21 protein-coding genes are annotated in these 25,446 nt (G+C 36.4%); 20 read left to right on the top strand and 1 reads right to left on the bottom strand.

Annotated features, from left to right (window positions below):
• Positions 1 to 67 precede the first annotated feature (67 nt).
• On the top strand, positions 68 to 310 hold the full coding sequence (locus JJN12_RS12040) for a hypothetical protein (RefSeq protein ID WP_208429919.1): 243 nt from the start codon (positions 68 to 70) through the stop codon (positions 308 to 310).
• Between the two features lie 310 nt (positions 311 to 620).
• Here the strand turns inward: JJN12_RS12040 and JJN12_RS12035 are convergent, their stop codons facing one another.
• Positions 621 to 1,379: a DeoR/GlpR family DNA-binding transcription regulator gene (locus JJN12_RS12035; RefSeq protein ID WP_208429918.1), complete on the bottom strand. Its 759-nt coding sequence runs from the start codon at positions 1,377 to 1,379 to the stop codon at positions 621 to 623.
• 387 nt (positions 1,380 to 1,766) lie between these two features.
• Here JJN12_RS12035 and JJN12_RS12030 point away from each other — a divergent pair, with 387 nt between their 5' ends.
• The 19 genes from JJN12_RS12030 to JJN12_RS11940 all read left to right on the top strand — a co-directional run bounded on the left by JJN12_RS12030 (position 1,767) and on the right by JJN12_RS11940 (position 25,429).
• A complete protein-coding gene (locus tag JJN12_RS12030; protein WP_208429917.1) occupies positions 1,767 to 3,185 on the top strand; it encodes a rhamnulokinase in 1,419 nt (472 codons plus the stop codon).
• 27 nt (positions 3,186 to 3,212) lie between these two features.
• Positions 3,213 to 4,994, top strand: coding sequence for an L-fucose isomerase (locus tag JJN12_RS12025; RefSeq protein ID WP_208429916.1), 1,782 nt, complete (start codon positions 3,213 to 3,215; stop codon positions 4,992 to 4,994).
• A 108-nt stretch (positions 4,995 to 5,102) separates the two neighbouring features.
• Complete coding sequence (locus tag JJN12_RS12020; protein WP_208429915.1) at positions 5,103 to 5,759, top strand: L-fuculose-phosphate aldolase; 657 nt, start codon at positions 5,103 to 5,105, stop codon at positions 5,757 to 5,759.
• Positions 5,760 to 5,778: 19 nt separating this feature from the next.
• Positions 5,779 to 6,552 (top strand): ATP-binding cassette domain-containing protein, encoded by a 774-nt coding sequence (locus tag JJN12_RS12015; protein WP_208429914.1) that lies wholly within the window; start codon positions 5,779 to 5,781, stop codon positions 6,550 to 6,552.
• A 112-nt stretch (positions 6,553 to 6,664) separates the two neighbouring features.
• Positions 6,665 to 7,105, top strand: a complete 441-nt coding sequence (locus JJN12_RS12010; protein ID WP_208429913.1) for an RbsD/FucU family protein — start codon at positions 6,665 to 6,667, stop codon at positions 7,103 to 7,105.
• 26 nt (positions 7,106 to 7,131) lie between these two features.
• Positions 7,132 to 8,280, top strand: coding sequence for a lactaldehyde reductase (gene fucO / locus JJN12_RS12005; protein ID WP_208429912.1), 1,149 nt, complete (start codon positions 7,132 to 7,134; stop codon positions 8,278 to 8,280).
• A 157-nt stretch (positions 8,281 to 8,437) separates the two neighbouring features.
• On the top strand, positions 8,438 to 8,755 hold the full coding sequence (locus JJN12_RS12000; RefSeq protein WP_208429911.1) for a hypothetical protein: 318 nt from the start codon (positions 8,438 to 8,440) through the stop codon (positions 8,753 to 8,755).
• A 53-nt stretch (positions 8,756 to 8,808) separates the two neighbouring features.
• The gene (locus JJN12_RS11995) at positions 8,809 to 9,063 is read left to right on the top strand and encodes a hypothetical protein (RefSeq protein ID WP_208429910.1); all 255 of its coding nucleotides are present in this window, start codon (positions 8,809 to 8,811) and stop codon (positions 9,061 to 9,063) included.
• A 217-nt stretch (positions 9,064 to 9,280) separates the two neighbouring features.
• Entirely contained in the window at positions 9,281 to 10,138 is an 858-nt protein-coding gene (locus JJN12_RS11990; RefSeq protein ID WP_208429909.1) for a L,D-transpeptidase, read from the top strand.
• Between the two features lie 31 nt (positions 10,139 to 10,169).
• The gene (locus JJN12_RS11985; RefSeq protein WP_208429908.1) at positions 10,170 to 10,802 is read left to right on the top strand and encodes a hypothetical protein; all 633 of its coding nucleotides are present in this window, start codon (positions 10,170 to 10,172) and stop codon (positions 10,800 to 10,802) included.
• 79 nt (positions 10,803 to 10,881) lie between these two features.
• Positions 10,882 to 12,117, top strand: a complete 1,236-nt coding sequence (locus JJN12_RS11980; protein ID WP_208429907.1) for a WG repeat-containing protein — start codon at positions 10,882 to 10,884, stop codon at positions 12,115 to 12,117.
• 172 nt (positions 12,118 to 12,289) lie between these two features.
• Positions 12,290 to 12,547, top strand: coding sequence for a hypothetical protein (locus tag JJN12_RS11975; protein ID WP_208429906.1), 258 nt, complete (start codon positions 12,290 to 12,292; stop codon positions 12,545 to 12,547).
• A gap of 18 nt (positions 12,548 to 12,565) precedes the next feature.
• Positions 12,566 to 15,742, top strand: coding sequence for a helicase-related protein (locus JJN12_RS11970; protein ID WP_208429905.1), 3,177 nt, complete (start codon positions 12,566 to 12,568; stop codon positions 15,740 to 15,742).
• Positions 15,743 to 19,270: an Eco57I restriction-modification methylase domain-containing protein gene (locus tag JJN12_RS11965; protein WP_208429904.1), complete on the top strand. Its 3,528-nt coding sequence runs from the start codon at positions 15,743 to 15,745 to the stop codon at positions 19,268 to 19,270.
• 40 nt (positions 19,271 to 19,310) lie between these two features.
• Positions 19,311 to 20,111 carry a TolB-like translocation protein gene (locus JJN12_RS11960; protein ID WP_208429903.1) on the top strand — a complete coding sequence of 267 codons (801 nt, stop codon included), beginning with the start codon at positions 19,311 to 19,313 and terminating at the stop codon, positions 20,109 to 20,111.
• A 118-nt stretch (positions 20,112 to 20,229) separates the two neighbouring features.
• Complete coding sequence (locus JJN12_RS11955; protein ID WP_208429902.1) at positions 20,230 to 20,757, top strand: hypothetical protein; 528 nt, start codon at positions 20,230 to 20,232, stop codon at positions 20,755 to 20,757.
• Positions 20,758 to 20,774: 17 nt separating this feature from the next.
• Positions 20,775 to 22,853 (top strand): 3'-5' exonuclease, encoded by a 2,079-nt coding sequence (locus tag JJN12_RS11950; RefSeq protein WP_208429901.1) that lies wholly within the window; start codon positions 20,775 to 20,777, stop codon positions 22,851 to 22,853.
• Positions 22,854 to 23,171: 318 nt separating this feature from the next.
• Positions 23,172 to 24,344 carry a WG repeat-containing protein gene (locus JJN12_RS11945; RefSeq protein WP_208429900.1) on the top strand — a complete coding sequence of 391 codons (1,173 nt, stop codon included), beginning with the start codon at positions 23,172 to 23,174 and terminating at the stop codon, positions 24,342 to 24,344.
• Between the two features lie 110 nt (positions 24,345 to 24,454).
• The gene (locus JJN12_RS11940; RefSeq protein WP_208429899.1) at positions 24,455 to 25,429 is read left to right on the top strand and encodes a helix-turn-helix transcriptional regulator; all 975 of its coding nucleotides are present in this window, start codon (positions 24,455 to 24,457) and stop codon (positions 25,427 to 25,429) included.
• The last annotated feature ends 17 nt before the right edge of the window (positions 25,430 to 25,446 follow it).

The raw sequence follows: 25,446 nt of genomic DNA, 5'->3' as shown, positions 1-25,446 counted from the left end.
AAGCAACGATGATAATAAAGCTAATGTTGATCATTTTGCTTGCAGTTTATTAAATAAAGATGTAGATATGAAATACATTGTAACTGCAAAGCATTGCAAATATTCTGTAAGTGACGATGTTTATAAAATATTCAATCACAAGTTATATACAGTAACATTAGAATCATATCCCGAGAACATGAATGAGGACACTTTCTTAATCGATAAAAGCAGGTATAAATGGATGTCCATTGAAGAAATGGAAAGAGACGAACGGGTAATGGAAGTAAATGAGGAGATTGTTGCTTTCGTTAAGGCAAAGTGTCAATAATAGGGCAATTTAATAGCTGCCCCTAATTTGGTATTCAGATTGTTATTTGTATAAATTTAAGGTGCCAGCTACGAATGATAAATTCTAAGCTCTCGCTTAGGCGGAGCGAAGCGGATGCTGTAGCGAAATGTTATCATTTGGAGCGTCACTGTGGGGGTTAGATAGCTGATGACAGTAAAAACTGATAATGCCTAAGCGAGCGCATCAGGCGTAGCGAAGCGAATGCCGTAGCGAGTCTGGACATTTATCAGTTTTTGCGTCAAATTAGCTGGTTCATATAACCTACAGCTTAGAATTTATAGAGGCATACTTAAAACAGCAACTTGCAATTGGACATATCAATTTCCTTCATAATCCCTTCTCCAAAAGCCCCATTTGACACAATCACATCAAAATCCGAAAAATCAGCAAGCTTAAAATACCCCTCCTTGAACTCCTTGCTGTTATCAAGCAAAAGCACAGTCTTGAAAGAGTTCTTTATCATTTCCTTCTTGCAGAGGGCTTGGGAATCATCACCCTCAAATATTCCCTGAGTTGTAATTGCCTTGCTTGATATGAAGGCTATGTCAGCACGGAAATTGCTGATAAAAGCAGAAGCATACTCTCCTATTATGGAGAGACTTTTGTTCTTTAGCACTCCCGGACAGATGTAGCACTTGATATTAGGATAGGTATTTAACTGGCTTGCGATATTGATGCCGTTAGTTATAACAGTGAGATTGCTGTAAGTCTTTAAGTAAGGGATGAAAAGACTTACAGTAGAAGAGGAATCAAGGAAGATGACCATGTTATCCTGTAAAAGGGTGCGGGCGCGCTTGGCCAGAGCCATTTTCTTATCTGTATTCTCCATTTTCCTTATATTAATGGAATTCTCAGAAGAACTTGGAGAGACCATAGTTATACCACCATGATACCTCTTTATTATTCCCTCTTCCTCAAGGGTAATCAAATCCCTGCGCAAGGTTGACCTTGATACATAGAGCTTCTTGCACATATTTGTAATGTCGCCAACTCCATTTCCGTTTGAAAGATAGGCTAAAATCTGTTTCTTTCGTTCAATATATTTCATAACCAGTCTCCATATCCCAGTTTAATAAATGCTACTGATATCCCGATTTGTTATCTAATAATCAGCACAAAGGTTAGCATCTTGAACATATGCTCAAAATGTGTAACTTTCTTACCACATATCAGCTACAGGTAGTATAACATTTTTTGTTCATAAATCAAAGGAAAAATAAACCAAAATGAACATTTTAGAACAAAAATGAACCAAAAACAGATATTTTAAAAAATAAATTCAACTAAATCTCCAAGTATAGCTAAAATATTCATAATATGTTATTATCAGTTCAGATGATTAGTAAAAAACTACAAAGAAATTTAAGATCATCTCAAAAAATTCATATAAAAATAGTAAAAATAAATCGGATTTATATTTATTGAAGGAGCATATATGAAAAAAGCACTGGCAATAGATATGGGAGCCACCTCAATCAGAGGAATAATAGGCTATATTGAGGATGGCAAGATAAAGCTTGAAGAGGTTATGAGATTCTCTCATGAAATAAAAAGTTCAAATGGAAGACTGCGTTGGGATTTTGATGAACTTGTAAGGAAAATAGTGGAAACCATAAAGGAAAACGGACACGAGATATCTTCGGTGGGCATAGACACCTGGGGAGTTGACTTCGGCCTGGTAGATAAAGAAGGAAAGCTGGTTGAGCCTCCTGTCTGTTACAGAGATCCCAAGCATCAGGAAGGCTATGAAGAAGCCTTAAAGAGCCTTAGTGAGAAGGAAATATTTGCTGAAACGGGAACTCAGATTATGAGTATAAATACCCTTTTTCAGTTATTGGCATTTAAGAAGCTAAATCCGGGTGGATATGAAAAGGCTGATAAGCTGCTTATGATGCCTGATTTGATACAGTACCTCTTAACCGGCAATATGACAGGTGAGGAAACCATACTTTCAACCACTCAGATACTTAATCTTAAAACAGGAGATTATAGCGATAAACTGCTTGAGGCTTATGGCCTTGATAAAAACAAGCTTCCAAAGATAACAAAGGCTGGCTCTATCACAGGCAATGTTAAGACAGGACTTGTAGATGAACTAAAAGACCTGGATGTAGATGTAGTTTCAGTCTGTGGTCACGATACAGCAAGTGCAGTCTTACTTACCAAGGTAATGACGGATGCAGACACGATGTTCCTTAGCTGCGGCACCTGGTCTCTCTTTGGAATAAGAGCTGAAAGCCCTGATTTATCCGAGAGAGCTTATGAAAAGGGACTTACTAATGAGCTTGGCTTTGATTCTACTCCGCTTTTATTTAAGAATCTTACAGGACTTTATCTACTTGAGAAATATAAAACAGCCTATGAGAAGAAGCTTGGAAGAAAGCTTGAGTTTGACGAGATTACAGCCTATGTGGAAGAGTCACTTAAGAAGGAAGAGCCCATAACCAATCTTATAGATATGGAAGATCCGAGATTTGGAAGTGAAGAGGCGGATGCCAAAGAAGTAATAGATGAGTTTCTTAAAGAAAAGGGGCTTGCACTTCCTGAGAATGAAATGGACTATTTCAGAATTATCTATGAGAGCATGGTAAAGAAATACCTTGAGGTAAAAACCGCTCTTGAAGAAATATCGGGCAAAAAGTATAAGAAGGTCCATATGATAGGCGGTGGGGCAAAGTCTTCACTTCTATGCAAGCTGATAGCTAAAAGACTTGATGTAAGCATTACTGCAGGACCTTACGAGGCATCAGCTCTTGGTAACATTATAGTTCAGTTAAAGGCACTTGGAGAGATAAAGACCATTGAAGAGGGGCTTGAGGCTGCTTATAAATCGCAGGAAATGAAAACATACTAACATACATATTTTAAGGAGGAAAATGACATGAGTTATCCAAAAATCGGTATTAGACCAACAATTGATGGCCGCTGGGGCGGAGTTAGAGAGGCGCTTGAGGACCAGACAATGGGAATGGCTAATAGAGCTAAAAAGCTTATTGAAAGCGAACTTAAATATCCTGACGGAACACCTGTACAGTGTGTGATTTCACCTTGTACCATAGGTGGAGGCGGTGAGGCTGCAAAATGTGATGAATTCTTCTCAACTCAGAACGTAGTTGGAACCCTTACCGTAACCCCTTGCTGGTGCTACGGTACAGAGACTATGGACTTAAACCCTAATACAATCAAGGCTGTATGGGGATTTAACGGAACTGAGAGACCAGGTGCTGTTTACCTTGCAGCAGTTATGGCGGCATATGCACAGAGGGGACTTCCAGCATTTTCAATTTACGGACACGAAGTTCAGGACAAGAATGATGAGACTATTACAGAAGATGTAAAGAAGAAGATTCTTGATTTTGCAAGAGGTGCAATTGCAGTAGGTCTTATGAAAAATAAGTCCTATGTAAACCTTGGCTCAGTGTCTATGGGTATTGCAGGTTCTGTTGTAAATGTAGATTTCTTCCAGAAATATCTCGGAATGAGAACTGAGTGGGTAGACATGACTGAGATATTAAGAAGAATCGAGCTTGAAATCTATGACCACGAGGAATACGAGAAGGCTCTTAAATGGGTTCGTGAGAACTGCAAAGAGGGCTACAATACAAATGCTGGAAAGGATTTCCCTGAAATAATAAAGAAATCCAGATGGATACCTGAGGAGAAGCAGTGGGAGTTCTGCGTTAAGCATGCACTTGTAGTAAGAGACATACTTAAGGGCAATCCAAAGCTTGCAGAGCTTGGCTGGCACGAGGAGTCACTTGGTAGAAATGCTATAGCAGGCGGTTTCCAGGGACAGAGAATGTGGACAGACTGGCTTCCAAATGCTGACTTTACAGAGGCTATTACAGCTTCAGGCTTTGACTGGAACGGCAAGAGAGAGCCTATTCCATTTGCAACTGAGAATGACACACTTAACGGTGTATCTATGATGCTTGGATGGCTCGTAACCAATAAAGCGGCAATATTTAGTGATGTAAGAACATATTGGTCACCTGAGTCTGTTGAGAGAGTAACAGGAAAGAAACTCACAGGTAAGGCTGCAAACGGTATTATGCACCTTATCAACTCTGGCGCAAGCTGCTTAGATGGCTCAGCTGCTGCTAAGAATGAAAAGGGTGAGGGCTGCATGAAGGAATGGTGGAACCTCACAGATGAGGACATCAAGGCTCTTACAGAGGCTACTGACTGGTGCAGGGCGAACTATGAGTACTTCAGAGGAGGCGGCTTCTCATCACACTTTAAGACAGCTGCAGAGATGCCTGTAACTATGATTAGAACCAATATCGTTGAGGGTGTTGGACCTACCTTACAGATAATAGAGGGTTATACCTGCGTACTTGAGGATGATGTGCACAAGGTACTCGATGAGAGAACAGATAGAAGCTGGCCAACAACCTGGTTTGCACCAAATCTTTCAACCAAGTCAGCAGACAGTGTTTACAATGTAATGGCTAAGTGGGGCGCTAACCACGGAGCAACAGTTCATGGCCACGTAGGTGACAGACTTATAACTCTTGCTTCTATGCTTAGAATTCCTGTTGCTTTCCACAATGTAACAGAGGACAGAATCTTCAGACCACATTCATTTAATGGATTTGGAACTACAGATTTAGAGAGCCAGGATTTCAGAGCTTGTGCTTATTACGGACCACTCTACAGATAAAACGATGTTTATGATATAAGAGATAAATGGCGTTTGCTGTCAAAAGCTTTGATAGCAAACGCTAAAAAGAAAATAGAAGCGGTCTTATGACCAGCGGAGGATGATGTTATGTTAATGGAAAAAGCTAGAGAGGAGCTTGTGAAATATGGTAAGAAGCTTGTGACAGCAGGGCTTACCAAGGGAACAGGCGGAAACTTAAGCGTATTTGACAGAGAGAATAAGATGGTGGCTATTACTCCATCAGGAATCGATTTCTTTGAGATTCAGCCTGAGGATATAGTAATAATCGACCTCGATGGAAAAACAATTGAGGGCACACGCACACCTTCTTCAGAATGGGAAATGCACCTTATGCCTTATAGGACAAGGGATGACATAGATGCAGTTATCCATGCGCATGTTATGTATACAACAGTACTGGCGTGCCTACGCGAAGAGCTTCCTGCAACTCACTATATGATAGCAGTAGCAGGACCTACAGTTAGATGTGCAGAATACGCAACCTACGGTTCACATGAACTTGCTGTAAATGCTTGTAAGGCGATGGAGGACAGAAAGGCAGTTATCCTTGCCAACCACGGAGTGCTTGCAGGAGCAAACGACCTCCTCAATGCATTTAACATAGTTGAAGAGATTGAATATTGTTCAGAAGTCTATGTAAAGGCTAGAAGTATAGGTAGTCCTGTTGTACTTCCGCCGGAAGAGATGACACTTATGGCTGAGAAGTTTAAGACTTACGGACAGAAAAAGAGTATAAGAGAATAGCTTTTGCTAAGGAGTTAATATGGGTGATTTAATACTTTCAATGAAAGGAATTACCAAATCCTTCTCAGGCGTTGCAGCACTTAAGAATGCAGCACTAGACCTAAAGGCGGGTGAGGTAGTTGCCCTGATGGGAGAAAATGGAGCCGGCAAATCTACTCTTATGAAGATTTTGACCGGCATATATTCAAAAGATTCCGGTGAAATACAGTATATGGGACAGGAGGTCTGTTTTAAGGGGCCTGCTGAATCTGAAGAAGCAGGAATCTCCATTGTTCATCAGGAGCTTAACATGATGAACGACCTGACGGTAGCTCAGAATCTTTTTATCGGGCGTGAAGAAATGAACGGATTTTTAATAGACGATAAGAAGATGAATGAGAAAGCCGGAGTTAAGGTGGTTATCGATGTAGGTATCCCTGCTGAAGTTAAGGATGTAGATGCTGCTGCAGTTGCTTCTGCTATACTTGAGAAGAAAGATCTTATAGCTATTTACGGTTCTAATGAGTTTGCAGCAAATGCTATAATCACAGCTAACGAAGGTCTTGATAAGCTCGGCGCTGACAAGGTAATCGCAGTTGGTTTTGATGCCGGTAAGAAGCTTCTTGATGCAGTTAGAGCTAAGACATTTGCAGGTGCTGTAACACAGGATCCTGTACAGATTGGTTACCAGGCAGTTAAGCTTGCGGTAGAAGCAGCTGACGGCAAGAGTGTATCTGATGTGGATACAGGCGCTAAGTGGTACAACGCTGACAATATGGATGCAGATGACATTAAGCCTTGCTTATATGAGTAAATCTGTGGTAAAATAATAACAACAAGGGGTGCCTTGCAATTAGGCACCCCATTATGTAAGGACAATGTGTTAAAACATTCACAATCAATCAATAATTAGGAAGGAAGAAGATATGTTAAAAAATATTCCCAAGATACTATCCCCTGAGCTTTTGGCGGCACTTTGCGAAATGGGACATTCTGACAGGCTTGTAATATCGGATGGCAATTTCCCTGCTCATACCATGGGCAAAAATGCCAAGGTAATAAGGCTTGATGGACATGGAGTACCAGAGGTGCTTGATGCTATACTGAAGCTATTTCCACTTGATACCTATACTGAAAAATCAGTTTCTCTTATGGAAAAGGTGCCGGGAGACACAGTGGAAACCCCGATATGGAAGGAGTTTGAGGAAATAGTGGCAAAATACGATGAGCGTGGTGCAGCTACCATCGGCTTCATCGAAAGATTTAAGTTTTATGAGGAGGCTAAGACCTCTTATCTCATAATAGCAACTTCTGAAAAGGCTCTGTATGCAAATATTATGTTGCAGAAGGGTGTAGTTACAGACTAAGGTCTGAGAAAGTGGAGGAAAAAAAGATGGCGAACAAAATTGTATTGAACGAGACTTCTTATCACGGAGCAGGTGCAATCAAGGAAATCACAGTAGAGGCCAAGAACAGAGGCTTTGGGAAGGCTTTCGTATGTTCAGATCCTGACCTTGTTAAGTTCAATGTAACAAGCAAGGTAACTGATTTGCTTAAGGCTGAAAATATGGATTTTGAGGTATATTCAGAGATACAGCCAAATCCGACAATCGAAAATGTACAGGGTGGCGTAGCTGCATTTAAGAAGGCAGGAGCTGACTATATCATAGCTATCGGAGGCGGCTCTTCTATGGATACAGCGAAGGCTATCGGTATCATCATCACCAACCCTGAGTTTGAAGATGTAAGAAGCCTCGAGGGACTTTCAGCTACTAAGAAGCCTAGCGTACCTATATTTGCAGTGCCTACAACAGCAGGTACAGCAGCAGAGGTAACTATCAACTATGTTATTACAGATGTAGAGAAGAAGCGCAAATTCGTATGTGTAGACCCACACGATATCCCTGTAGTTGCATTTGTAGATCCTGAGATGATGAGCTCAATGCCTAAGGGACTTACTGCTTCAACAGGTATGGATGCACTTACACACGCTATCGAGGGTTATACAACTCTTGGTGCAAATACAATTACAGATATGTTCAACTTAAAGGCTATCGAGCTTATTGCAAAGAGCCTTAGAGGAGCTGTTGAGAATACAAAGGAAGGCAGAGAGGGTATGGCACTTGGCCAGTATCTTACCGGTATGGGCTTCTCTAACTGCGGTCTTGGTATAGTTCATTCTATGGCACATTCTTTAGGCGCTGTATATGATACACCTCACGGAGTTGCTAACGCCATCCTCCTCCCTACAGTAATGGAGTACAACGCAGAGGCGACAGGCGAGAAGTTAAAAGATGTAGCCATCGCAATGGGCGTTGAAGGCGTAGAGAAGATGAGCCAGGAAGAGTACAGAAAGGCAGCAGTAGACGCTGTAAAGAAGCTTTCTAAAGATGTAGGCATCCCTGCTGACCTCAAGGCCATAGTAAAGCCTGAGGACCTTGACTTCCTTACACAGTCTGCAATGGATGATGCCTGCAGACCGGGCAATCCAAAGGAGCCTACCTTTGAGGACATCAAGAACCTTTATCTTAAGCTTATGTAATATGGCGTAATGGCATAAATGATAAGGTTTAGGAGTATATGAATAATTATCCCCTGCTGAAATGAAATATTTTGGCGGGGGATTTTTTTGGACAAAGTATGTCCTATAGATTTGATATACTATGCATATAAAAAATAAATTAAAGGAGAAAGAGACTATGAAAATTGAAAAGTTTCTTGAGTTAGTCAAAATGGAAGGTAGAGGCAGAGCTGTAAAAGGGGGAGATAAAAACATCCAGAAAATTAGTGGTTTGTTTTTTAACAAAGTAAATGAAGAAGATAAGCACATTCTTAAGAATTACGAAACTATGAGTCTGGATGATATCAGAGAAACCATGTCTTCTCTTTACAAAAAGTATTCGCATACATTTAAGGATATAGCCAATGAATTAAATGTATCAGAAGATTTTGTTGAAGAGCATATTGGAACTAATTATACTATATGGATGTTTTTAAGCCAGTATGGGGATGAATAAGAAAGAGAAATGAAAGAATTAAGGAAAAGGTAAAAAGATTAAGGAGGAAGACTATGACATTGGTTGAGTTATTCGGAAAATATTATAATGGGGAACTGACAAATGAAGAAGAGATCAAAAGAATTTTCAAAGAAGAAGTAAATTATTTTAGTGTAATTCATCCTACAGATATAACAGATGATGGGTTATATTCAATTGGGGATGATAATGCATTATTAGATGTTGAAGTTGAATACGAAAATTATGAAGATTTTTATAATAAATTAGATAGCTTTTTAGATATTATATTTACAGACTCAAGCCTATGAGGCTGGAGTAATTTATTGAAAACAGAATAAGCCCTTGTAGTTACGTGGATGGAAAGAAAAGTTTGTCCGGTGATGAAGATAAAAAAGACCTGTGAAAAAAATATTCATAATTATTAAAAACAATGAATTTTGGACAAGATATGTCCAAGCCACTTCTTATAATACAAACATAACAGCTGTTAGTAACGAGTTGATTAGTTTGAAAAGGAGAGTAGTTATGAATAAGATTAAGAACACTTTAGTAATCCTTATAGTGTTGATTGTTTCTATGAATATGACGGTTGTCACTAAGGCTTATCCACTTCATATGTCTGATTTTATTAAGATTATGTACACTAAGCCAACAGTTACAGACAGTACCAGATACAAATCAGATACATACCTTCAAACAAGGCTTGGAAGAATAAATCTAAATGAGGAGGCATTGAATAAGTTTAGAGTGAAGGATAAGATAAGTAGGGAGGCTATTGCAGACTATGTAGTAGAGCATTTAGAAGACCTTAAGTATTCACTTGTACTAAAAAGGCACGATGGTAAAGAAGTAAACATAAAAAGGATAGTTGCAGGCTTATCAAACGAGGATATTAAAAAAGCTATAGCTGATAACATTTTCCTCGCAGTACAGGGAAAGAAAAAAGGAAATCTTTCGAAGTTAGACTTAAATAAAATTCTAAATAGAACATACATTGAAGTTGATCTGGAAAATCAAATTATTTCACAGGTAATAAAAGGCAAGAGAATAGTTACTACCAATGTGGTAACAGGAGATATAAAGAAAAAGGCTCAGACTTCTAAAGGTTTATTTACAGTAATTTATATGCAGAAAAATAGAGTATTACATTATAGAGATTTTGATAATTCGTTTAAATCAGACTTTGTTGAAAGATGGATGAGATTTGATGATGCTAATTCAATAGGAATACATGATGCTCCATGGAGAAAGCTTAGCTCAGATTGGGAAGCATCAGCTTACAAAAATGGACACGGCTCACATGGCTGTGTAAATACACCAACTGATGCTGTTAAGATAATATATGACAATGCTTACAACGGTATGGCAGTAGTCGTTTATTAAAAATATTTTCAAATACGAGGAGGAAGTAAAAATGCTTAGAATTATTGATTTTAGTAAGGCTGTAAAGTATTACAAACCATCAAGAGATAATGTTGTTGTTAAAAACTTAGATGGTTCAATGTTAGAAGCAGGTGGATATAAAGGCGATTTAATATTTATTGATTTTACTATGTTCCCTTATGTATGTCCAGATTGTGAAGAATATGAGCAAATAAAAGAGATAACTAAAGAAGAATATTTATTAGAGTTAGCTAAACTTTTATCACAAGAGGCTCATAAAAATCAAATTGATAAAGCTGGTATAGATTATTTTACAGGATATATACAGGCTGTAGTAAATGGTGTGACTACAAATAAAGAAAAAATAGTTGCCTATCTTCATGATACGGTTGAAGATACTCCACTTACAATAGAGAGAATAAAAGAATTGTTTGGGGAGGAGATAGGCGAAGCAGTATTTGCTATTACAAAGTCTAAGGATGGGAGCCTGTCTTATGATGATTATATAGAGAGGGTGAAAGCAAATCCTTTAGCAAGAGCAGTTAAAATATCAGATTTAAAGCATAATATGGATTTGTCAAGACTTGAAAAAGTTGGAATTACAGAGAAGGATATTAAAAGGGCAAAAAAGTATCAGAAGGCACTTAAAAAATTACAGGAATAAGTTTTGGACATATATTGTCCGGCTAGTTTGATATGCTTTGATTATACTAATAAACAAATTACACAAAGGAGAAAATTCTATGGGAAACAAAGAACAAAATTGGCTTGATATCGAGATAAGTGATGAGACAAAGCAGTTGCTTGATGAAACAGAGGGGTTAATTAAAGAGGCTGAAAATCTAATCTATGAAATGACAGGAGAAAGGCTTAAACATTATGAGTTTAGTCCTGATGAACAGTATCCGGTTGTGATTGATAAGAATCTTGATGTTGTAATGGTTCCACAAGTGCCAATAGAGGAGATATATTACAAGTCCGGTGGGCTTTATCAGGCTACATTGGAGGGGCAGATGGGATACCTTGATGGAACTGGGAGAATGGCAATTCCTTTCAAATACGAATCAGCTTATCCTTTTTCTGAGTCAGGGCTTGCCCTGGTAATTACACCTGAGGGAGAGGCCTCCTATATAAACAAAACTGGTGACCAGGTTATAGCCTTAAATGAAGGGATAGTAGATGGAGGTATATTTGAACAGGGGCTTAGCTTTATAACAGACGGAGAAACCTACACTTTCATTAATGAAAAGGGAGAAGAAGCCTTTAGTGAAAAGTTTTTATACACCGATGGCTTTGCTAAGAATGGAGTGGCTATTGTAAAAGGTATGAATGGCATTTACAAAGGTATAGACACGAAGGGAAATACTTTGTTTGAATTACCTGAAGGCATAAGTGCCTTAGGATTTCATAAAAACCCTGATGTAACCATCATAGAGAACAAAGGTAAACTTGGCTTGATGGATAAAGAAGGCAATATAACTGTAGAATGTAGATATAAGGAAATAGAGGTGTCAAGATTTAGCGACTTTCACATAGTAAAAGCCGGGAAAAACTGGGCGATAATCAACAAGATTGGCGAAGAAGTCATGGAGCCTGTCTTCAAGAGTATTACAGTGATTAATAAGCAGGGATATTTCGCAGCCAAAATAGATGAAAAGTCTGAACCTGCATCTAAAATACAGGGCTTTTCAAAGTCTGACTTATATGTAGGCAGGATAACAGTGTCAGGCAATACCATTAATACAAGTATCAGCTATGCTATTCCGGGAGTTAAAAGCGTTGAAATAAGCGAAGATGATCCTTTACTTACACTTACTTATAAGGTAGGAGCAAAGGTATTACATGATATTACGAAACGAGAAAATGATAATGGGATAATCAGCGGCTTCTTCTCAGTATTCTATGGAGGTGAGGCAGTAGTAGAGCTTCCGGGAACTATACTGGCAAGTATCATACTTAGCAAAAGTGAAAATGAGTAAAAATCCTGCCATTTGAGGAGAAACAGGCTCACAAAAGTTGATAAAATAATTGACTAAACCTTGATTATGTTGTATACTAAGCCAATGGGGAAAGTTCCATTTTATCAGTAATTTTGGCATTGCTTTACCCAAATTATGTAAAATAATTTTAACAGAGGGGTTGACAAAGAACATGGAAAACAGGACAATTCTAAGCAAGCAAGCAAGCAAGCAAGCAAGCAAGCAAGCAAGCAAGCAAGCAAGCAAGCAAGCAAGCAAGCAAGAAAGCAAGCAAGCAAGCAAGCAAGCAAGCAAGCAAGCAAGCAAGCAAGCAAGCAAGGGGTTATTGTGTAATTTTATAAACGTTGTTATAATTAAATATTGTAAATTTAAGCATCTGTCTGAGGAAATATCAGGCAGGTGCTTTTGTTGTTTAAAAATAAAATTATAAGAAGAGAGGGAGAAAAGCATGAGTAATACAGATTTAAAGTTTTTTACAAATGAACCTGACAGAGATTTATATAGTCGATTTGCAGCTATCTTAAAAAGCAATACACAGTTTTTTGATTCTTTGGTAGGCTATTTTAGGACAAGCGGTTTTTTCAGGATGTATGAACCACTGGAAACGGTAGAAAAGATTAGGATTCTGGTTGGTCTTAATGTTGATAGATACACAGTTAAAATTATTGATAAGGTAAAAGATGAAACAAGGTATGCAGCTATATCAGCTATCGAAGGAAAGGAGATTGTTGCTAGTGAGATTGAAAGAGAATTTGAAACTGCTGAAAGCTCATCTAGGGTTGAAAAAGGGGTTCGTACTTTTATAGACTGGATGAAATCTGGAAAGCTTGAAATGAGAATGTACACCGAAACTCCTATTCATGCAAAAGTATATATAATGCGTAAAGATCCAGAGAAAGTTCCAGATACATTTGGAAGCGTAATTACAGGCTCTAGTAATTTTTCTGAAGCAGGTCTAGTAAATAATCTTGAATTTAATGTGGAACTAAAGGATAGTGGTGATGTAGAGTTTGCACTTGAAAAATTTGAAGAACTTTGGGAAAAGGGAGTAGATATCCGTGACACTTACATTGAAGCAGTAGAACAAAATACTTGGATAAAAGATGATATTACACCATATCAGCTATATTTAAAGACTTTGTATGAGTTTTTTAAGGAAGAGATTAATGCAGACAAAGAAAGTTTTGAAACCCTTCTTCCTGATGGATATATGAAATTACAGTATCAGATAGATGCTGTAACACAGGCTAGACAGAAGTTAGATGCTTATAATGGGGTGTTTATTTCTGATGTAGTAGGACTTGGAAAAACTTACATTTGTGCTTTGCTTGCAAATAGCTTTAACAGAAACTCATATAAGCTAATAGTATGCCCCCCGGTTCTTGTAGATTACTGGAGAAGTGTATTACAGGAGTTTGATGTTGCAAGGTGTGATGTAGAATCTCTTGGTAAATTGGATAAAATTTTAAAAAAAGGGGCTGATAAATACGATTATGTATTTATTGATGAAGCACACCGTTTCCGTAATTCTAAGACAGAAGGCTACAAAGATTTACATACAATCTGCCAAGGTAAGAAAGTTATTCTTATTTCTGCAACGCCTATTAATAATTATACCAGTGATGTTGAAAACCAGATTTATCTTTTTCAGGCAAAGCGGAATGGAACAATTAATGGAATTAAGAATATTGAAGGATTTTTTAGTGAGCTAAATAAAAAGCTCAAAAATACAAAGAAAGATTCTCCTAAATATTTTAAACAGCTTAGGGAAAACTCTGAAATCATCCGTGATAAGCTGATACGTGAAATAATGATCCGTAGAACAAGGACAGAAATTAAGCAATATTATAAAGAAGACCTTGAAAAGCAAGGGCTCACATTTCCAAAGTTTGGAAATCCGGAGAAAATAGCATATTTATTTGATGAGGAAACAGATGATGCCTTTAACCAGACTATAAAGATTATTAAGGAATTTAAGTATTCTCGCTATATGCCTCTTTTATACTTGAAAGATAAATACAAGAAGAAGTATGAAACAATGCTTGTAGGGCAGCGCAATATAGGTGGGTTTATGAAGGGAATTCTTGTAAAGCGTCTAGAAAGTAGTTTCCATGCTTTTAGAAAGACTCTTAATCGATTCATTGAATCCTATGAAAAATTCCTAGAGATGTCAAAGACAGGAGAAGTTTATATAAGCAAAAAGGTAGATGTTTATGACCTCTTGGATGATGGTAATTTGAACAAACTGATGTATCTGGTTGAAAATCAGGATGCTATGAAGTTTGATACAAAAGAGTTTAAACCAGAATTTTTCAAAGACTTAAAGTCGGATTTGGCCCAGTTAAAGTCCATGCAGATGATTTGGTCAATGATAGATGCAGATCCAAAACTAGATGAATTTAAGAGGAATCTTGCAGAAAATGGGCTTATAAAAGGGAAAAAAGTTATAGTTTTTACTGAAGCTAAGGATACTGCCGACTATTTATACGAAGAGTTAAAGAAAAGCTACGGAGAAAGAATCATAAATTGCAGTTCCGAAAGCAGTAAGGTACTGAGAGATGAGATTGAGGATAGTTTTAATCCAAAATTTAAGAATAAAAATAATGATAAGTATGATCTACTTATTACTACAGATGTATTGGCGGAGGGTATTAATCTACACCGTGCGAATGTCCTTATAAACTATGACCTTCCTTGGAATCCTACTCGTATTATGCAGCGTGTAGGTCGTGTTAATAGGGTTGGATCAGAATTTGATAGAATTTATGTGTTTAACTTCTTCCCTACTGCACAGAGTGAAGAACATATGCCATTAGAGCAGAGAATTTTAGCAAAATTACAGGCTTTTCATGACACATTTGGAGAAGACTCAAAGTATTTTTCTAATGTGGAAGTCGTATCCGCTAAGGAACTATTTGCCAAACTGGATTCAGACCTAGATATGGAGGGAGAAAGTACTACTCCTGAATTAGCGTATCTGAATGTAATAAGACAGGTTCGCGACAATGATCCAAAGCTTTATGCACTCATTAAGAGACTTCCAAAGAAAGCTAAAACTGGAAAGATATCTGAAAAGATTTCAGATGAAGCGACGGTTACTTTTATCCGCAGAGGAGCATTAAAAACATTTTTCATGAGCACAACAGATGGAACAAGCCAGATACCATTTATGGAGGCGATTAACTACATAAAGGCAGAACCAGACGAAAAAAAAATCAAGGTTTCCAGCAGCTTCTATGAACAGATGGAAAACAATAGTATTGCTTTTGACAGCATGCTTGAGAAAGAGGAAGAGGTATCTGTAGAAAAGGTAAAGATAACAGGTAATGATGCCCAGATTATTAGAGATTTCAGAGCCATGAAGAGGGATCACAGATTTACGGATAGCCAGATAGAGATAATTGACAAACTGATTACTATTTGGGAAGAAGGAAAGATTCCTGCAAAAGTTTCAAAAGATGTGATGAAAATAAAAACGGGAGATATATTAGAATTATACAATGAAAGAATAAAGTTGGTAGATCCTGTCTATTATAAGAGTGGAACAGGTAAGACCACAGTAGAGATTGGAGAAAAGCAGATTGTGCTTTCATCCTACATGAAAAATAAAGGGGTAGATTTATAAATGGATGCAGTTACTAATAAATTAGAAAATATATTAAAAAGCGCATATGATATAAAGAATTACATGGATTTAGTAAAAGAGCTTTTTCCTAAAGCCGACCTTAAAGGAGTAAATGTTAAAAAAGAAGTTTCTAACTTTAGCACACATATTGAGACCTATACTCAGATTGGCTATTTCAATACTCCTGATAAAAAGAGTATTGTTATAATGGCAGCTAAGCTTAAAAATGAAAGTTATGTAGAGAACTCGAGAAGCATACAGCGAAATTATGCAAAAATGATGATGGAAAGAGCGGGATCAGACGCAGCATTTATTGCATTTTATACTGCTGGTAAGCCTAAGTGGAGATTATCACTGGTACGCTTAGACTATGAAATGAAAATTAAAAATGGACGGTTAAAGGCAATAGAGAGCCTTACTCCTGCAAAGCGTTATTCTTATCTGGTAGGTGAAGATGAGCCCTGTCATACGGCAGTAAGTCGTTTTGGGAGATTTATAATTGGAAACATGGCAGATCCTAATTACCCTACCCTTGATGCACTAGAAGAGATTTTTAGTGTTGAAAAGGTAACAGATGAATTTTTCAGGTTATATTGTGAAAAATTTCTCCAGTTACGTGAGAGTCTGGAGGTTAATGAAGATTTTAGAAATGAAGCAGAAAGACATAATTTCACATCAGCTCAGTTTTCAAAAAAACTTATGGGGCAGATTGTGTTTCTTTATTTTTTACAAAAAAAAGGATGGTTGGGCGTAAAAGTCTGGCCAGAAACCTTGACTGAAAAAGAATATAAGAATGCGCTTTATGTAAATAAGGCACCTTCTGCTATCAAGCAAAGAGCTCAAAAAATCATTACTAATATCTACAGCCGGTCTGATGATGGAAATTATAAACTTAATTATGAAAGACTGGATAAAGAAAAGGGTGAAGAAGCACTTGTTGGCTGGAGTGTAATAGGTGAGCCATGGGGCAACGGACCACACAATTTTATGAGAGAGCTTTTTAATATTGCTGAAAGGAAAAATCAGAATTTTTTTGAGGAGCTGCTTGAACCGTTATTTTATAATACACTTAATGTAAATCGTGGGGAAGAAGGATATTGTTCCGAACTTCACTGCAGAATGCCATTTATTTCTGGAGGTCTTTTTGAGCCAATAGATAACTATGACTGGAGATACAATAAATTTAATGTACCAAACGAAATATTTTCAAATGTCTCCACAAAAGGGCGTGAAGCTGATGGTATTTTAGATATATTTGACAGATATAATTTTACAATGAGTGAAGATGAACCTATGGAGAGGGAAGTAGCCATAGATCCTGAAATGTTGGGTAAAGTATTTGAAAACCTCTTAGAGATAAATGACAGAAAGTCAAAGGGAGCTTTTTATACTCCCCGTGAAATAGTGCATTACATGTGCCAAGAAAGCCTCATTAATTATCTCACTGAAGCTTTAAAAGTTGACGAAGAGTCCATTAGAGAGTTTATTCTATATGGCGACTTTATGAAGAGTGAGGATACTGTAAAAGAAAAACGCCAAGGTAACGCTAGTATGTATATTTCTGAAAGTCTTTTTAAGGTAGATGGTGATGGCAGGGTTGTCACAAATAGGCTTAAGGATATTGACGAAGCACTAAAGAGGGTAAGGATAGCAGATCCTGCGGTAGGCTCAGGTGCATTTCCAGTTGGAATGCTTAATGAGATTGTCCGTGCAAGGCAGAATATTTCCGCGTATATGGCTATTAATATGGAAAAAAGGCATATTAAGGATATGTATAAATCTGAGCGCTCACCTTATAAGTTAAAATATGAAACCATCAAAAATTGTATTTTTGCTGTGGATATAGAACCATCTGCAGTCGATATTGCTTGTCTTCGCCTATGGCTTTCATTGGTGATAGATGATGAAATTAATCCTAATGCACAGTATGAAATTACTGATGGTAAGCGCATTGAAGTAGATGGTCATAGAGAGCCTTCTCCTCTCCCTAATTTAGAATGTAATATTCTTTGTGGAAACAGTCTTATAGACGAATTTGAAGGGATAAGGCTGATTAAAGAAAGTGAGATTTTTGGAGACAAATGGAACCAGCTTGATATAAGTCAGACTAGGTTTGAAGATGCTTTGGGAGAATTGATTGAAAAGCAGAATGAACTTTTTAGATGTAAAGATACTAATAATAAAGAGGAGCTTAAAAAAGAAATTGAAGTCTTAAAAGATAGAGTAATTATGCCACAGATGGAGCTTTGTGATGCTGAAAAAGTTGAAAGGTATATGGGAAGCAGAAAGCTTGCTTCAAAGCCTTATGTACTTTGGCAGCTTGATTTTGCAAGGGTTTTTCGTGAGAAAGGTGGCTTTGATATTGTAATAGGAAATCCACCATATATTGACTCAGAAAATATGGTTACTCAAGGCTTGGAAGAAGAACGTAACTATTTAGCTAAGAGATTTAAGTTTACTAGAGGGAACTGGGATATATACATAGCCTTCTTTGAAAAGGGGTATAATCTTTTGAATAAAAAAGGATCTCTGGCTTATATAACTCCAGATAAATGGATTTCAAAGCCTTTTGGAAAAGAAATGCGAAAAAATTTGATAAATAACTTTAAGTCAATTCTAGTGGCAGGCAGAGAAGTTTTCGAATCAGCTTTAGTAGATTCAATAATTACAATAATTACTAAACAAGAGTGTGATAGAATAGAGTACTTAAAGTTGAACGAGGATAGTAGGAAAATTGAGCATATACAATGGGTTGACAAAGCAATTTTGGGTGAACCATATACATTAGATATTATTTTCTCTGACTCGATAGAAATTATATCAAAACTAGAAACTACATTTGAACAGTTAAGTAACTTTTATAAGTGTGAAAATGCTTGTTCAACATCAGATTGTTACAAATTAAAGGAAATACTATTTTCACTAGAAACAATTGAACAGTATGATGCTAGCAAACATTATAAAGTAATTAATACAGGGACTATAGGAAGATATACAGCTCGATGGGGAAAGCAACCAATGAAGTATTTAAAAGATAAATATAATTATCCTGTTGTGAATAAAAAAGAATTTCAGGAATTATTCCCAAATTCATATGGACAGAAAGGAGAAAAAAAGAAAATAATTATTAAAGGTTTGACTCTATTAGATGCAAGTATTGATTATGAAGGAGAGATTATTCCTGGAAAATCAACCATGATGATTGAATGTGAAAAATATGATGATTTATTATACTTGGCTGGTATTATAAACAGTAAATTAATGATTTATTATATTAAACAGAAGTATTCTTCTTCAAGCTATAATGGAGGAATTAACTTCACGAAGGATATGATTAACTCTCTTCCTTGGAGATCTTCAGATGGAGATTTTCAGACTATTGTACACTTGGTAGAGAAAGCAAAAGACCTAGATGTCGAGAATAATAAAGAAGAGTTATTGTGTATAGATAAAAAAATAAATCAAGTTGTATATAGAATATATGCTTTAACACCAGAAGAAGTAAAGATTGTTGAAAATTCTATTTAATATGTCATTATAATTATAATTATTGTTTAAAGGAGAAATTATGCAACGAAAAGTGGATTTGAGGAAGACAGGCATTCTAGTTCTAAGCCTTGTATTTATGTTATTACAGGTATTAAAGCCTGAGATAGTCAGTGCAAAAACACAGAAAATATTAACTGGACATTATTTGCTAATAGATGGCAACTATTACAGATTAGATGGAGAAACCTCTCGTGAAAGCAAAAGTATTACAAAAACATCTGCAGAAGATTGGGATAAGAAAACAACTATTCAAAAGGATGTCACATCTTGGAATATAGTGACTGACGGGAAAATATTATACTATTCTAAAGATAAAGCAGGTAAGGGCGTTATATATAAAATGAATATTAAATCAAAGAAAGCAACTAAGGTTCTTACAGGTAAGGACTATGTGCTCTTAGGTGGCACAAATAAATATCTATACATTGGAAAGACAATAGATGCATTTTATGCAAAATATATTGATAAAGTGTACATCTATAACATAAAGACAAAAAAGATGAAAGAGAGAAAATTTGGGACTCAACTTATGAAGTTTGAGGTAAAAAATAATAGGGTAATGGTAGGCGGAGCACATTCTGATACAAGTAATGCCTTAATGGAAGTTATGACAGATACAGGTAAGAGCATATTTAAACTACAAGCTGTTGACGGAATGCTTTTATGGAAAGGCTTAGTATACGAACAGGAGTATTATGTAAATAACGAACAGAGATTTAGGTACTATGAATGTGATATGAATGGAAAAAGTAAAACAAAGATAGAATATAGGGATTATGAGGTTTATTTTAACCACCCACATTTGACATATGATGAGTAAATTTTAATTTGGACATATCCTGTCCGTCCCACCTGCTATACTTTAACCATAACAAAAAACGCTTATCAAATGGAGAAGAGCAATTTGATGAAAAATTCTTAAAAATAAGGTTGGAGTTATGTTTATCAATGGCAGCATTACTTCCAAATGCCCTTTTAAGGATGTGATGATTTCCAGATTTAGTGATTACCATATGGTAAAGGAAGGGGCAAACTGGCATATACTTGATAGTGATTTGTCGCTAATTGAAAGTCTAATATTAAAGAAACCTACAGTAATCAATAAGCAGGGTTATTTTGTGGCTAAGATAGATGAAAATTCAGATATTATAAGTCATATAGCAGACTTTTCAAAATCAAGTTTTTATGTATGTAGGATTAAAGATGGCAATATAGGAGTTGCTTATCCTCTGGCAGGCGTTAAAAGTGTTGAGATAAGTGAAGATGAACCGCTGCTTATACTTACCTATGCAGGAGGTGCAAAAGTACTGCACTATATTGAAACAGCTGAAAATAACAATGGCATTATCAGTGGTTTCTTTTCACCTTATGTTGACGGGGAGGCAATTGTTAATCTGCCTACAGAGATAATAGCAAACATAATAGCTATGAATGCAATTGAATCCGGTAAGCTATTAGAAGAATAAAAGGAGGAACATACGATATGATTAACCGCCCTATCATAGCTATGGGAGATAAATTTTTGGATTCTTATAACAAGATTCCTGAGTCTGAAAAGAAAAAAACGATAGAATTTTTTAATAAATTCAGGCAGAATCCGTTATCCTCTGCAATAAACTATGAAAAATTAAATGGTGCAGTAGATAAGAGGCTGCGGTCAGTTAGGATAGGGAAGGCTTATAGAGGAATAATTATGCTGGATGAAAAATCAGCCGTCTATATTTTATTATGGGTAGATCATCATGATGAAGCATATGCTTGGGCAAAGAAAAAAGAATTTAAGATTAATCCAAGTACAGCAGCGATACAGTTATATGACATGCCGGAGATTACTGTGGAAAATACAGAAGCTCCTACTGTAGGGATATTTAGTCATCTAAGTAACGATAATTTAGAAAATCTTGGGGTTCCCAGAGAACTTTTTGACTTGGTAAGGAGTATAAAAGATAAGAGCGACCTTGTTTCAAAAAGCAATATGCTTCCTGATGATGTGTTTGCAGAGCTTGAGCTGATAGAGGAAGGCAATAGTATAGAGGAGATATTAGAGGTGATTGCTCCTAATAGCAAGGTTAAAGTAGCAGAGGATGACTGCAGGACAGCAATTGAGTTAGATGTAAATAAGGGTAGATACTATGTCTTAAAGGATGAGGACAATATAGAAGAGGTATTGTCTTTAGCAAGCTGGAGAATCTTCTTGCATCATTCACAGAGAGCTATCGTAGACAATGACTATAAAAACTCATTCTATGTGTCTGGAGGAGCAGGTACCGGCAAGACTATAGTTGCTATGCACAGGGCCAAGAGGCTGGCACAAAGCCTTGGCAGGGGCAAAAAAATGTTATTTACTACTTTTACCAAAGACCTAATTAAAGATATCAAAGCAAACCTAAAAGAGCTCTGTGATGACAAAGAAATGAAGAAAATAGAAGTAGTAAATTTAGACGCCTGGGCAGTAAAATTCCTTAAAAAGCATAACTATGAATATGAGATAATATATGGCAAAGATTTAGATGCCGTATGGAATGAAGTATTTAACAATGAAGAATTGAAATTTTCAGAAGAGTTTTATAAGGATGAATGGAATCATGTCATAGTGGCAGCAGAAGCCTATTCTGACTTCAGAAAGTATAAGCCTCTAAAAAGACCTGCCAATAGGGGAAGGCTTGGTGAAATTCAAAGAAAAGGCATATGGAAGATAATTAAAAAATATAAAAAAATAATGGAAGAACACAAGTTTAGGGACATAGGAATGGCCATGCTTGATTGTAGGGATATAGTAAGAGAGGAGTATCCGGAAGGGCTTTATCAGCATGTGATAGTAGACGAGGCTCAGGACTTTGGCAATAGTGCTTTTAAGCTTATAAGGGCACTTGCAGGCAGGGAGCATACCAATGACATATTTATAGCAGGTGACTTGAACCAGAAGATATATGACTTTGTGACTAAACTATCTGACTGTGGCATAAGCATAGTAGGTAGCAATAAAAAGCTAAGTATTAATTATAGGACAACAGAAGAGACAAGGAAGTTTGCTTTTAAGGTATTGAAAGGAAGTGCAGAAGAAGGGCTTGAAGCAAGCAAGATTGACAATGTGGTTTCTATAAGCCATGGAGCAGAGCCTGAGATCAGAGGGTGCAGCACAGAGGAAGAAGAGATTAGGTACATTTTAGGCAAAATAAAGGAACTTAAAGAGTCAGGAGAGAACCCTGATAATATCTGCATAGCTGTAAGGACAAATGCAGAGGTTAAAAAATATGAAGAAGCCCTATCAGAAGAGAAAGTAGGAAGATTTGTGCTTATAGAAAAGCAGGAAGATGCGAGAGAGTTTAGTGGAGTTCGTGTTGCTACTATGCACCGCATAAAGGGACTTGAATTTGACCATGTATTTATAGCCGGAATGAGCAATGACTTTTTAACTAAACTCAAAAGCAGGAGCAAAACACAGTCTTCTTTAGAAAGAAACATAGCTAAAGAAAGATGCCTATTATATGTAGCTATTACCAGAGCAAAGAAAAATGTATATATAAGTTATAGTGGAGAGCTATGCGAGTTATTGGCATAAACGGTTGTGTATAAAGAAAATGAATATAAGGCAGCAGTAGTTTATACAATAGAGTGGGTAAAATGAAAAAATAATTCCGATGGACATATCTTGTCCATCGCACTTGGTATACTTCAAACATAACAACTAACACCTTAAAGGAGAGAAAAATTATGGAGAAGTATTAAGCGGTAAATAAGTCAATATGGAAGGGAAAAGTTGAAGAAGAAAACCATGTAGAGGAGGAGATAAGAAGGATAAACGAAGAAAATAGTCCACAGTAAAGTGCATAAAGAAAGCCGGTTTAAGTAGACAAAAGAAGAAAGGATGGTATAGCACATGGATACTATACAGAAAGTTTTTAAGAAATTAAGCATATTTTTAGTCTTTGCAATGGTAATAGGACTTATGACTCCTGGAGTAGTCTTAGCAAAGAAAAAGGACTATAAGGTGTATGAAGATTATGGTGATGGTTTGATTGCGGTTTATAAAGGAAAGAAATATGGAGTAGTAAATAAAAAAGGCAAAATTGTCATTCCAATTGTATATCAGGAGATAATAAGAGAATATGATGTAATTTCACTAAAAGATAATTACTTTGTAAAAAAAGCTGGTAAATGGGGATTAGTAAATAAGCAGAATAAGGTTTTGATTAAACTTCAGTATGATAATATAGAAAGGTTTGAAGATAAGCATTACATTGTGCGCAAAAAAGATAAACGGGGTGATGTTTATTATGGAATTATTAAGAGCAATAACAAAGTTGTATTACCAATAAAGTACAGTGATATTGGAATATTATATGACGGCTGGGCTTTTGTTAAAAAAGGCAAGAAGTACGGGTTTATAAATGATAAAATTAAAACTATAATAAAGCCTCAGTATGACTTTGTATCAAGATATATTGATGAAGGATATGCATCTGTTGTAAAGTCAGGACACTATGGAATAATCAACAAGAAAAACAAGGTAATTATCCCATTTGAATATGATCATATAGGTGATACGTATTTCAATTATGGTTATATTATAGCTTCTAAATCAGGTAAAACAGGTATCATAGATACAAAAAATAAAGTAATTATACCTTTTGAATACGATAGCATTGAAGCAGTAGATTTTGAAAATGGTTTCATAGGTGCCATAAAATCAGATAAATACGGATACATAAATATGGAAAATAAGGTAGTAATTCCTTTTGAATATGAGGGAGGAATGGAATTCGCCGAAGGGTTGGCTGGTGTTAGTAAAGATGGCAAATGGGGCTTTATTAATAAAAATAATAAAGTAATAATTCCTTTTGAGTATGATGGCGCCTGGGGCTTTAGTGAAGGGCTTGCAAAAGTAAAGAAGGCTGATAAATATGGCTTTATTGATAAGACCGGTAAGGTGATTGTTCCGTTCGAGTATGATGACGCAAATAGCTTTATTGGTGAAAGTGCTCCTGTAGAAAAGGGAGGGAAAGCAGGTACTGTAGATAAAAACGGAGTGTTCACTCCTTATGAGGATTAGTCACTAACTTAATACCGGCTTTCTCAAGATACAAACTTTCTGTCTGGGCAGCCTCTGCCCAGACAATACACTATTTTAAAGAATAATACAAATATTCGGAGGTTATTGCTTTGGACTACAGTATAGATAAAACAAAACAGGAGCAGCGTATCCTTGAGATATATCAGGATTTGCTTGACAATAAAGAAGTGGATATAGATGTTAAGTCTGAAAAATTTGGAGTAGATAAAAAAACCATAAAGAGGGATTTGACTGCAGTAGAAGAATTCTTAGATACAAGGCATCAATTAGAGATACAAAAAAGTAAGCCAAACATGTATAAGCTTAGCCGTGAAAATGCGGGAAGGCTTACACAGACAGAGGTGCTGGCTGTATGTAATATCCTGCTTAACAGTAGGGCATTTTCTAAAAAAGAAATGAAAAGGCTGTTGGATAAGATCATAGAACATAATTTGGATAAGGAAGAAAGTAAGTATGTAACTGCCCTTACAGGCAATGAGATGCATCATTACGCTGAGCTTAGTACCTCCAAGCAAATTGCACCAGAGGACTTCCTTGAGAATATGAAAAATATAGCTGAGGCCGTTGTAAGTCAGAAAAAGATTGAAATCGAGTATAAGAGAAATGAGGATATTAATAGCATTAAAAGAAAGCTATGTCCTTTGGCTATTATGTTCTCGGAGATGTATTTTTATATGGCAGCTAAGATTGAGGACAAGGAAATTGAGGAAAAACTTAGACGGAACTATTGTTCATCTCCTGCTATATACAGACTTGACAGGATTAGCAGCGTGAAAATACTTGATGAACATTTCAACATATCGGATAAGGATAGGTTTGAAGCCGGACATTTTAAGAATAAATCTAAATTTATGTATGGTGGAAACATTAGACATATAACATTTGACTATACGGGGATAAATAAAGGTATGATATTAGACCAGATACCTAATGCGACAGAAATGTATACAAAAGGCAATACTACACGCTTTAGAGCAGCGATAATAGGGGATGGACCGGAGATGTGGTTAAGGCTTCTTAAAGATGCTGTAAAAATCATACCTCCAGCGAGCAAAGAAGCTTAATAATAAACTAAGTAAAA

The organism is Catonella massiliensis, assembly GCF_016651435.1.
Taxonomy (GTDB): Bacteria; Bacillota; Clostridia; order Lachnospirales; family Lachnospiraceae; genus Catonella; species Catonella massiliensis.
The sequence above is the reverse complement of the archived record's forward strand: the minus strand, read 5'-3'. Positions and strand labels throughout refer to the sequence as shown.